A 10,533-nucleotide genomic window follows, 5' to 3' on the forward strand; every position below is an offset into this window, starting at 1 on the left:
ACCTTCTGGGGCTTGACCTCTGTGACGTTCGCCTGGACCTCGATTACCGGACTTCCGTCGACGCTGAGGGTCGAGGTCAACTTGTTGCCGTCGCTTGTCGTGGAGCGCACTCCTGGCATCGCCGGGATTCCGGCGCCTTCTCGAGCGTACGAAATAACACGCGGCGAGCTGTTCCAGTAGTACGCGAAGTAGCGCCCCGGGATCGCCATGTTCCCGTCAGCTGCCAAGCTGTCGTGCCCCTCAATCTCGACCGTTAAGTAGGTCAGCGAGAAGCCGCCGAAGCCGCTGCTCTGATCGGGTTCGATCTCGTACATGTTCATCTGCACGGTGTTATTGGCGTGGGGGGTCAGGCCCGGCGGCAGGATCTCCTCAAGGGCAGCCCGGTCGGCCTCGTAACCGGTGATGAGCATGCGGGCATCACGGATGAGCTGCGGAGTCTCGGGAGCCCAAATGGTCGGAGGCATCCCACGGTACGGAACTTTGCTCATGTCGCCATCACTTCTCCCTGTTGGAAAGGGCGTCTTCCCAAAGGCGCACAGTCTGAACGGGCTGCTCGATCACCGGGTAGTGGCCTGCGTCTTGAATCGCTACCAGGTTCGCGTTGGGCAGTGCGGATGCCGTTTCGGCCAGGTAGTCCTTCGTCACGAACGGGTCGCTGTCGCCGTATGCGAGTGTCACGGGTCCTCGGAAGTTCGCCAATTCGGAGCCGAAAGCGGCGCCACTCCAGTTTGCCAAGTAGGCATCCCAGACCTCTTTGTTCAGGAGTAGTTGGGACCGTGTGGCGATGTTCTGAAGTTGAGCCGGACTCAGGTGGGGCCCGAGACCACCGAGCGTGGGCGCAGGGTCGGCGTACGCCGACTGAAACCCTGCATAAGTGGCCTCGTCAAACGGCGTTCCGAAGGGGGACACCGGTGTCAGCGCCACAACAGCCGAGACACGGTCGGGCTCCATCGTTGCAACGCGGAGGGCGGTTCCGCCACCCATCGAATGTCCAAGAATTGCGAACGAATCCCACCCCAGAGCATCGGCCGCAGACAGTGCCCCTCTGGCCATCCCGTCGATCCCCTCAGCCGAGTCTCGGCCAAGTGACTCGTCCGGCCCATAGCCTGGGAAGTCGTAGTACGCGTAGGTAAACTCCTCGAGATTCGTCTCGAGCTGGGTCGCTGCCCATACTGAGCTATCCAGCGCCCATCCATGCAGGACGAGTACTCGTGCTTCGCCGGAGCCTTCCGTTCGAACTCTAGGTGTGTCCGCCATACCTTCTCCTTAGGTTGACCCGAGCGATCGCTCGGGCGGGATGGTTGACACAACTATATGATCTCCGCGACAAGAGGGGGAGGATTTGGCAATCGAATAACTAGCCCTCTGGAGAGGGGCTGCCCCCGAGCTGGTCGACAGCCCGCCGGCCGGGTCTGTCAAGTTAACGGTGTAACTGGTTGAACTGTAGCTACTTTCGTCCAGCGGACAGGCGTCCGTCGAAGGTGATCTCGAAGGCGTTCAGTGCTGCCTTCCAGCGGTTGGACCAGCGTTGGCGGGCGGTGCCTTTGGGATCGAGGCTCATGATGGCCAGGTACACGCATTTCAGGGCCGCGGCCTCGGTCGGGAAATGACCGCGGGCCTTGACGGCCCTGCGGATTCGGGCGTTGACACTCTCGATGGCGTTGGTCGTGTAGATGACCTGTCTGATGGCGTTGTCGAACTGCAGGAACGGCACGAACTCGGCCCAGGTGTTGGTCCAGAGCCGGATGATCGCGGGATAGCGTTTCTCCCATTTGTCGCTGAACTCGGCGAACCGGTCCAGCGCGGCCTGCTCCGACGGCGCGGTGTACACCGGTTTGAGGTCCTTGGCGATCTCGGCCCAGTCCGTGCGGGAGGCGTAGGCGTAGGTATTGCGGAGGAGGTGGACCACGCAGGTTTGCACGATGGTCTGCGGCCACACCTGCCCGATCGAGTCGGGCAGATGCTTCAGACCGTCGCACACGACGATCAGCACATCCTGCACACCACGATTCTTCAGCTCCGACAACACCCGAAGCCAATACTTCGCCCCCTCCCGTCGCCGTGCTCGCCGGCCCATAATCCGAGGATGCCGCAGGTGCCGTCCACAGTCACCCCCATCACGACGTAGATCGGCCGGTTGGCCACGTTGCCGTCGCGGATCGTGACGTGGATGCAGTCGATGAACAGCACCGGATACACCGGGTCCAGCGGCCGGTTCTGCCACTCGGCCATGCCGTCCATCACCCGTTCGGTGATCGTCGAGATCGTCTGCTTGGACACCTCGGCGCCGTAGACCTCGGCCAGGTGCGCAGAGATCTCACCGGTGGTCAGTCCCTTGACCGACAGCGAGATCACCATGTCCTGCACCCCGGTCAGCCGCCGCTGCCGCTTGGCCACGATCTTCGGCTCGAACGAGGACTCCCGGTCCCGGGGTACGTCGAGCTCGACCGGGCCGGCCTCGGTCAGCACGGTCTTGGCGCGTCTGCCGTTGCGGGAGTTGCCGCTGCCCCTGCCGGCCGGGTCATTCTTGCCGTAGCCGAGGTGGTCGTCCATCTCGCCCTCGAGGGCGGACTCCACCACCAGCTTGGTCAACTTCGCCAGCAACCCGCCCTCGCCGGTGAGCTGGAGGCCTTCGGCCCGCGCCTGATCCACCAGTTCCTGCAGCCGGGCATCGCTGACACCCACAGGTGCCGAGTTCGATTCGTCCTCACGATCAATCACATCAGTCATGGTGGTGCATCTCCTTTCAGAGTTACACCGTTGTTCTTACAGTCCCGATCACCTATCGGCCGGGGGAGCGGGCGTCGCAATGCCGTAAAGGCACCACCGGAGCGTCGAGTCGATTTCAGAGCGTGTCGATGTACTGGCCGAAGGTGTCGACGTGAGGGATCGGGTCGAGGAGCTTCTTACTGCGCAGGACTGTGCGAGCGGTGTCGAGGTAGCGGCGGATGAGGGGGGCGATGGTGTCTTCGCGGTAGGCCAACGCCAGGGGCACGGTCATCGTCGGGGTCCTCAATGGACGGTAGGTAACTCCGTTCATGCGTAGATGGCGTACCGATTCCGGTACGAGTGCGACGCCGAGGCCTGCAGCGACGAGGGCAACCAGGGTGGAGGTCTCGGCTACCTGTTGGCGAACGGAAGGGACGAAGCCTACCTGTTCGCACGCGGCGATCAGGGTGTCGTGCATGGTGGAGGGGTCGCAGTAGCCGATGAAGGCCTCCGCGGTGAGGTCGCGCAGGTCCATCGCAGTGGCGATGGCACGAGGATGTTGTACCGGTAAGGCGACCAAGAGTGGTTCATGACGGAGCAGCTCGACGATGATGCCGGGACTTTTCACCGGAGGGCGCAGCAGGCCGACGGACAAGGTGCCGTCGAGCAGCGCATCGACCTGAGCTGGAGTGAGCATTTCGCTGCGCAGGGTGAGTTCGACGAGGGGATTGCGCTCACGGTAGGCCCGCACCAGATTGGGCATCAGATCGTAGGTGGCCGATCCGGTGAATCCCAATGACAGTGCGCCCATTTCCCCGCGATCGGCTTTTCGTGCGGATTCCATGGCGTCTTCGGCGTCGTCGAGCAGCGCAACGCACCGGTCGTAGAACACCCGGCCCGCTGCGGTGAGCGTGATCGAGCGGGTGGTGCGTTCGAGCAACTGCACGCCGAGTTCGCGTTCGAGTGCACGGATCTGCTGGGACAGCGGCGACTGAGCCATGGACAACCGTTCGGCGGCCCGGGTGAAGTTACCCTCCTCGACGACCGCGCTGAAGTACCTCATGTGGCGCATCTCCATACCTAATTCTGTATTCAGACACAGAAAATCTCAATGGCTCACAAAACAAGTGTTGGACATCTAGATGGCCTGTCCATAGCCTTCGACATGAGAGGTGGATCACAGAGCGGACAAGCAAGGAAACGCTCTCGGTTCCGGGACAACTATCGGCCCGTCCCTCTGGCGAAGGAGAAAACGTGAAAGTCAACCTGTTCCTGCAGGCGCCGTACCGGTACCTTCCGGATGATTTCGAGAGCAAGTACGAGTCGGTGTGCAGCATTCCGTACTCGCTCGTCACCCGGGACGGGATGTACTCGTCGATTCGGGACTTCATGGACGAGCTGATGCACGGTGCGCGCAGTGGTTTCGATGGTGTGGCGGTCACCGAGCATGGTCAAAGCAGCTACGACATGATCCCGAATCCGGATCTGATCTCGAGTGCACTGGCCTACATGACCGAGGCCGAAGGGCTCGAGGTGGCGGTGTACCCGATGGGCCGGTCGTTGGGCAAGGCCCGCGAGCCGCTCCGCGCCGCGGAAGAGTACGCCATGATCGACGTGATGAGCGGCGGTCGCCTGGTGGCCGGGCTGACCGTGGGGTTGAGCTACGACGCCAACATCAACAACGGTGTCCCGCCCATCGAGGTCCGCCCCCGCTTCGACGAGAACCTCGAATTGGTGCTGCGTGCCTGGCGCGAGCAGGATCCGTTCGCTTGGAACGGTCGCTACTCGCAGTACCCGATGGTGAACATGTGGCCACGGCCGCTGCAGGAGAACGTCCCGGTGTGGATCACCGGGATCGGCAACCCCCGCACCATGCGGATGTGTTTCGATCGTGGCTTCGGGTTCAATTATCTGAGCTGGTTCGGTGCCAAACTGACCGGTAAGCGCATCTTCGACCGGATGTGGGAACAAGCCGACGAGGCGGGGGTGGCCCGAAATCCCTACCGTATCGGGTTCTTGCAGACCATTGCCGTCTCCGAAACGGACGAGCGTGCCGAGATCGAGTACGGCCCGCACGCCGAATACGCGTTCCGGAAAGGTTTGGGTTCGATTCCGATCGAGAAGCTCGGTCTGCCCGGAGCTATCGACATCAACGGCGTCAAAGCTCTGATCAAGGATCCCGGCGACTTCGGTCTGTACCACCGCATGCGCACCGCCACCTTCCGCGACCTGGTCGACGCGGGAGTAGTCGTAGTCGGCAGCCCCGACACCGTCGCCGAGCAACTACTCGACTTCTGCCGCGAATACGGCATCGGCAACCTCCACGCCATGCTGGGCTTCGGCTCCCTCCCTCGCCACCTGGTGATGAAGAACATCCAACTGTTCGCCGAAGAAGTGCTGCCCCGTCTGCGCACCTTGTGGACCGATACCGATCATCAGCATCACTGGTGGCCGCGCCGGCTCGGCGGCACCCCCATCTCCTACACCACCGCGACGCAGGCAGGAGCGAACGCCCGATGAGCACTCCGACCATTACCGAACAGACCGTCGACGTCTGGGGCGGCCGACTGACCATCACCGTCAAGATCGCCGGCGCCGGAACGCCGTTGCTGTATCTGCACCCGGCTGCGGGCCTGGCATGGGATCCATTCCTGTCCCATTTGGCCTCGCGGTACACCGTCTACGCTCCGGAGTTCCCTGGAACCACCGACGGCAATCCATATGCCATCCATACCATCGACACCCTCAGCGACATGGTGCTCGCTTACGAGGAACTGATCCGCGCGCTCGGACTCGATCGCCCCGTGGTGGTCGGGCAGTCCTTCGGCGGCATGCTCGCGGCCGAACTCGCTGCCGCGTTCCCGGCGTTGCCGGAGAAACTGATTCTGCTCGATCCGATCGGACTGTGGAGCGAGGCTGCCCCGACGGCGAACTGGATCGCCACCCCGCCCGAGCAGCTACCGGCCTTGCTGTTCCACGACCCCACCAGCCCGGCAGCCCAGGCGATGCTCGCACCATCTGATGACATCGAACAACAGCAGGCTGCCGCGGCCGCCATGGTGTGGGCCTTCGGATGCACCGGCAAGTTTGCCTGGCCCATCCCCGACCGGGGTCTGCGTCACCGACTGCACCGCGTCGTCGCACCAACTTTGATCGTGTGGGGCCGCGAGGACCGACTCGTCTCCGCGATCTACGCCGAACAGTTCCACAAACTCATCGCCGACAGCACCGTGACCATCATCGAGGACTGTGGGCACATTCCTCAGGTGGAAAAGCTCGACGAAACCCTCGAGGCCGTCGACAAGTTCCTCCTCTGACCCGAGCAGATGCCGATGTCATCCCTGCCGGGTCCCCGAGAGACCAGGAGACCAACTATGACCACCGCAGTGCAACATTCAATGCGCGCTCTTCCACAGGACAAGGACCAAGACGTGGATGCGGCAACGATTCGCCGGGCCATGGGCCGTGTACCGACCTCGGTCGCAGTGGTGACTGCTCTCTGTGACGGGGAACCGGTCGGGATGACCATCGGCTCTTTGACCTCGGTTTCCCTCGACCCGCCTCTGGTGGCATTCTTCGCCTTTTCCGGCTCATCGACATTCGCCCAACTGCGCCGCAGCGAATGCTTCTGCATCAACGTCCTTGCCGAGGACCAAGCCGAGATCTGCCACGGATTTGCCCGGATCGACGGAGCGAAATTCGAAGTCGGCGAATGGGAATACCACCACGGCATCCCCACCATCAAGGACGCAGTGACCACGATCCTGTGCGAACAGGACCATGTTTTCGAAGCCGGCGACCATCTCGGCATGATCGGCCGCGTCACCCACGTCGACTTCAGCGACAACCGGCCCCTGGTGTACTACCGCGGACAAACTTCCCAATTGCACGGGAGCGGCACACCGGACTGAACAACCCGTCCGTTCGGCGTCCGCTGCCCGCCGTCATTGAAGACGATTTTTGGTATGACGCCCATACCCTTTAGCTAGCGAAAGCGATGCATGGTCCTGCACGGCGCAGCGCAACGGTTCGGGCCAAGCCCAGCTATGCATCGGTGTCGAGTGTTCCTGGACTCACTAATGCTGATGTACTGCAGCAGGTTTGGACGATACCTCTTCACCCCGGGCAAGAGACGGGTAGTTCACTCTCCGTTCGAACGCAGGATAGTGGCACTACGCCTCCATGTCTCGGATGGATTCATTTCGTACAGTTCAGTCCTTCACGAGGAGAGCCATGACCACCATGGAGAACCCCACCGCCCACGGGTCCGGCAATGCTGCGACCGACAAGTTCAAGTCCGAGCGGGTCACGTCCGATACCTCGGTCGAGCGCGCGTCGGCGATCTACAAGGACCTGCTGGACGCTCTCGCCGGCATCGTCGACAAGCACCAGGTGACCTACGACGAGTACCGGGTGCTCAAGCAGTGGCTCATCGACGTGGGTGAGTACGGCGAGTGGCCGCTGTGGCTGGACGTCTTCGTCGAGCACGAGATCGAGAAGGTGCACTACAACCGCAAGGGCTTCACCGGCACCAAGGGCTCCATCGAAGGCCCCTACTACGTCCCGAACAGCCCCAAGCTCCCGGCCAAGTGCACGATGCCGATGCGCGAGAAGGACAAGGTCGCGCCGCCGCTGGTCTTCAAGGGCCAGGTCACCGACCTCGAGGGCAACGGCCTGCACGGCGCCACCGTCGAGCTGTGGCACGCCGACGAAGAGGGCTTCTACTCGCAATTCGCCCCCGGCATCCCCGAGTGGAACCTGCGCGGCACCGTCGAGGTCGACGAGAACGGCAACTTCGAGATCACCACGCTCAAGCCGGCTCCCTACAAGATCCCGGCCGACGGACCGACCGGCTGGTTCATCAGCTCCTACGGCGGACACCCCTGGCGTCCGGCCCACCTGCACCTCATGGTGAAGGCTCCCGGCAAGCGCGCCATCACCACCCAGCTGTACTTCAAGGGCGGCGAGTGGGTCGAGGACGACGTCGCCACGGCCGTCAAGCCCGAGCTCATTCTGGATCCGCAGCCCAACGCCGACGGCATCGCCGAGGTGACCTACAACTTCGTGCTCGACCCGGAAGCGTGATCCGGACCGCGGCTGCGGCCTGATCACATCCGAACGAGAGTGCGGTTGGGACTGCTGCACGGATAGGTGACAGATCGGGTCACGCAGCCTGTGCGGCTGGCGTGGTCATAATGGCCTCGAACTCGACAGGCGTCAATCGGCCCAGCCGGACCTGGCGTCGACGCCGATGGTAGGTCCGCTCCATCCAGGTCACGATCGCGATGCGCAACTGCTCGCGTGTGGCCCAGCGTTGCCGGTCGAGGACATTCTTCTGCAGAAGCGCGAAGAACGATTCCATGGCGGCGTTGTCGCCGGCCGCGCCAACACGCCCCATCGAGCCAACCAGGTCGTGGCGGTCGAGGGAACGGACGAATTTCCGGCTACGAAATTGCGATCCGCGATCGGAATGCACCACACATCCCGCGACCGAGCCATGTCGGGAAACTGCCGACTCGAGCGCGGCGACAGCGAGTCGCGACTTCATCCGGTCACCGATCGAATAGCCCACGATCCGATTCGAGTAGACGTCCTTGACGGCACACATATACAGCTTCCCTTCATCGGTGCGGTGTTCGGTGTAGGGGTCGGACCGGGGCGCCCTGCCAGCCTCTCGGCTAGTGGGTTTCCCCGGCCCGCCCTCCGAACCGGACGTGCGACTTTCACCGCATCCGGCTCTCCACGTATTCATGCCGCTGGGACAGGTTCAGGCTTTGTTGCACTCGACCACGGGGTCGGGATCTTGGTGCCCCGATAGCGATAGCGCTCGATGGCGACCGCGTTTGCTCGGAACATGTCGATTCCGCCGGCACGGATGTGCCATCCGGGCAGATAGCGCCGGACCAGGGTGTGCATGTTCAGCCCGAGGTGTCGTTTGCGGAGCCAGCCCACGACCCGCCAGAAGGCGAAATGGTCGAGGTAGCCGAAGGTCCGCGAGGACACTCCATGGCGGAAGTAAGTGCACCAGCCCCGCAGCGTCGGATTCAACCGGCGCAGCAGGTCTGCGAGCGTTCGATGTGTTGCACGGCGCGTCAGCATTCTCACCTTGCCGATGATCGAAGCCAACGACTTCTTCGACGGGTAGGTGTAGATCGCCTTCTTGCCGGTCCGGCTCCGCCAAGCACGGCGCTGGATGCGCCAGCCGAGGAAGTCGAACCCCTCATCGATGTGACAGATCCTCGTCTTCTCGGTCGACAGGCGTAGGCCCATCGGTGCGAGCACCGCGCCGACCTCGTCCCACAGCGCTTCTGCGTCGGCGCGTTGGCCGTGGATGAGGACTACGAAGTCGTCGGCGTAGCGGACGAGCTTCATGACCGCACCCCCGGCGCGCCGATGCTTGGCACGTGTCCACTCCGGGCCGAGTGCTTCCCACTTGGCGGCGAAGTGCTCGTCCAGCACGGACAGGGCGATGTTGGCCAGCAGCGGCGAGAGAATCCCACCTTGAGGTGTGCCGGTGATCGTCTCGCGGTTCAGGCCGTCCTCGGTGAGGACCCCGGCCCGCAAGAACGCCTTGACCCAGCCCAGGACCCGCTTGTCCCCGACGCGCCTGCGCACCCGCCCCATGAGGGCGGTGTGGTCGATCTCGTCGAAGCATGCCTTGATGTCCGCCTCGAACACCCACTCGTAGTTCCGGGTAGGTGATGCAAGGTAGTGAATCTCGGCGATCGCGTCCTGGGCACGGCGACGAGGACGGAAGCCGTAGGAACACGGCTTGAAATCCGCCTCGAAGACCGGCTCGAGCACCAGTTTCAACGCAGCCTGCACGACCCGGTCACGAGCAGTCGGAATCCCCAGCGAACGGACCTTGCCCGCCGCCTTGGGAATCGTCTTCTGCCGCACCGGCAGCGGCGTGAATCTCCCAGCCTTCAGGTCCTCGCGGACCCCGGCCAGCAGATCGGTTACCGCCCAACCGACGCCGCGGGGAGTAACCCCGTCGACACCTGCTGTTCGTGCTCCCTTGTTTCCCCGCACCCTGTGCCACGCCACGACCAGGAACGCCGGATCGTAGACAAGGTTGGCGAGGTCATCGAAGCGACGGTCGGGATCCTCCGTCGCCCACCGGTGCAGCTTCTTCTGCATCCTCAGTACCCGCCACTCGGCCTCCTCCCGCTCGGGGAAGAGATCGAGGTTCGGTTCGCCGGTGTTCACCAGCGGACTCCTGAGAGTGCTTCGTTGCTGCGAACACGCTGGACCCCTTCGCCATGTGACCGGCTTTCCCGGCCTCGGACTACTACGGGTCCTCCGCCCCACCGCGACGGCATCAGCCGACGACGAGCCTTCCCGCCGGCCAGCAGGCTGCTGACCGGGTAGGGGGCCATCGCGGTGGTTCCCACGTTCACTGCCGAACCGTTCGACGGGGTCGGCGCCCAACTATGCCCCTGCAGCGTCGCCGCGGCTACGCCGCAGGCCTTCACCACGGCCTCCCGACCGGCGACATCACCCAGCCAAGGAGTTCCCCGCAGTCCGGCGTCATTGGACGCGAACTGCAGGTGCGCGCTGCTAACCGGCCCAGATCCACCAGGTTCGAGCCGGAGGCTCTCTTGAGGGGCGTTCAGCCGCTGGTTCCTCACGTACGCCTTCCCGTCTTGCTAGCCGAGCCCACGAGATCTGGCAGTGCTGACGCGTCTCGTCGTTGTCAGGGCTGCTTCCACCCGCACCCCCGTCCCGGGGATCAGGCTGCCCTCAGCTTCACCGTGCTGCTGCGACAGCACGGCCGTGGTGGTCTCTCACCCCCACTCGGTTCAACAGCGCCTCGTGGCGCTC

The 10,533-nt window shown here is 63.5% G+C and carries 8 protein-coding genes and 2 pseudogenes; 4 read left to right on the forward strand and 6 right to left on the reverse strand.

The window, feature by feature from the left end:
* The 4 genes and pseudogenes from A8G15_RS05415 to A8G15_RS05430 form a co-directional block, all read right to left on the reverse strand.
* Window positions 1-410: acetoacetate decarboxylase family protein (locus tag A8G15_RS05415; protein WP_245687710.1), on the reverse strand; the 410-nt coding region annotated here is incomplete at its 3' end.
* Window positions 411-495: 85 nt separating this feature from the next.
* Window positions 496-1,257 carry an alpha/beta fold hydrolase gene (locus tag A8G15_RS05420; protein WP_068156287.1) on the reverse strand — a complete coding sequence of 254 codons (762 nt, stop codon included), beginning with the start codon at window positions 1,255-1,257 and terminating at the stop codon, window positions 496-498.
* Between the two features lie 190 nt (window positions 1,258-1,447).
* Window positions 1,448-2,730 (reverse strand): annotated as a pseudogene (locus A8G15_RS05425) (IS256 family transposase).
* Between the two features lie 115 nt (window positions 2,731-2,845).
* Window positions 2,846-3,772, reverse strand: coding sequence for a LysR family transcriptional regulator (locus tag A8G15_RS05430; RefSeq protein ID WP_245687711.1), 927 nt, complete (start codon window positions 3,770-3,772; stop codon window positions 2,846-2,848).
* Window positions 3,773-3,963: 191 nt separating this feature from the next.
* On the opposite strand from A8G15_RS05430, the gene A8G15_RS05435 reads away from it, so the two are divergent.
* From A8G15_RS05435 to catA, 4 genes are all read left to right on the forward strand, one after another.
* Complete coding sequence (locus A8G15_RS05435) at window positions 3,964-5,229, forward strand: LLM class flavin-dependent oxidoreductase (protein WP_068156294.1); 1,266 nt, start codon at window positions 3,964-3,966, stop codon at window positions 5,227-5,229.
* A complete protein-coding gene (locus A8G15_RS05440; protein WP_068156296.1) occupies window positions 5,226-6,026 on the forward strand; it encodes an alpha/beta fold hydrolase in 801 nt (266 codons plus the stop codon). The genes A8G15_RS05435 and A8G15_RS05440 overlap by 4 nt, the downstream gene beginning before the upstream one ends.
* A 57-nt stretch (window positions 6,027-6,083) precedes the next feature.
* Window positions 6,084-6,620 carry a flavin reductase family protein gene (locus A8G15_RS05445; protein ID WP_169833858.1) on the forward strand — a complete coding sequence of 179 codons (537 nt, stop codon included), beginning with the start codon at window positions 6,084-6,086 and terminating at the stop codon, window positions 6,618-6,620.
* A 322-nt stretch (window positions 6,621-6,942) separates the two neighbouring features.
* Window positions 6,943-7,794 carry a catechol 1,2-dioxygenase gene (gene catA, locus A8G15_RS05450; RefSeq protein WP_068156301.1) on the forward strand — a complete coding sequence of 284 codons (852 nt, stop codon included), beginning with the start codon at window positions 6,943-6,945 and terminating at the stop codon, window positions 7,792-7,794.
* A 79-nt stretch (window positions 7,795-7,873) separates the two neighbouring features.
* Here the strand turns inward: catA and A8G15_RS05455 are convergent.
* A pseudogene (locus A8G15_RS05455) lies at window positions 7,874-8,350 on the reverse strand (transposase); the annotation flags it as partial.
* 107 nt (window positions 8,351-8,457) lie between these two features.
* Window positions 8,458-9,918 carry a group II intron reverse transcriptase/maturase gene (gene ltrA / locus A8G15_RS05460; RefSeq protein ID WP_068156305.1) on the reverse strand — a complete coding sequence of 487 codons (1,461 nt, stop codon included), beginning with the start codon at window positions 9,916-9,918 and terminating at the stop codon, window positions 8,458-8,460.
* Between the last annotated feature and the right edge of the window lie 615 nt (window positions 9,919-10,533).

It is taken from the genome of Rhodococcus phenolicus (assembly GCF_001646785.1).
GTDB lineage: Bacteria > Actinomycetota > Actinomycetes > Mycobacteriales > Mycobacteriaceae > Rhodococcus > Rhodococcus phenolicus.

Bases quoted from the DNA above. Each gene is read 5' to 3' on its own strand.
- A8G15_RS05420 (WP_068156287.1), bottom strand. From the start codon at position 1,257: ATGGCGGACACACCTAGAGTTCGAACGGAAGGCTCCGGCGAAGCACGA.
- A8G15_RS05430 (WP_245687711.1), bottom strand. From the start codon at position 3,772: ATGAGGTACTTCAGCGCGGTCGTCGAGGAGGGTAACTTCACCCGGGCC.
- A8G15_RS05440 (WP_068156296.1), top strand. From the start codon at position 5,226: ATGAGCACTCCGACCATTACCGAACAGACCGTCGACGTCTGGGGCGGC.
- A8G15_RS05445 (WP_169833858.1), top strand. From the start codon at position 6,084: ATGACCACCGCAGTGCAACATTCAATGCGCGCTCTTCCACAGGACAAG.
- catA (WP_068156301.1), top strand. From the start codon at position 6,943: ATGACCACCATGGAGAACCCCACCGCCCACGGGTCCGGCAATGCTGCG.